At 47.2% G+C, this 271-nt stretch carries 1 tRNA gene; it reads left to right on the forward strand.

Features of this window, described 5'->3' with window-relative positions:
- Positions 1-83 precede the first annotated feature (83 nt).
- A tRNA-Asp gene (locus CXF88_RS14430) sits at positions 84-160 on the forward strand.
- Positions 161-271 lie beyond the last annotated feature (111 nt).

Raw genomic sequence — 271 nt, forward strand, 5'->3', positions numbered from 1 at the left:
CTTCATTATGAAGCAAGTCTCCTAACCATGACACGTTAGCGACTTAAAAAGCATTTAGCATCGTGCGTAAGCAATTTGCTAAAGGAGCGGTAGTTCAGTTGGTTAGAATACCGGCCTGTCACGCCGGGGGTCGCGGGTTCGAGTCCCGTCCGCTCCGCCAATTACATAGAAGCCTCGTCTAACGACGAGGCTTTTTTGTATCTGAAGCTTACCCATTTTTCCCGAACAGATATCAACAGCCACAAGCGCTGCATTAATTTAATTGGTCCAA

Source organism: Shewanella sp. ALD9, assembly GCF_002836315.1.
Taxonomy (GTDB): Bacteria; Pseudomonadota; Gammaproteobacteria; order Enterobacterales; family Shewanellaceae; genus Shewanella.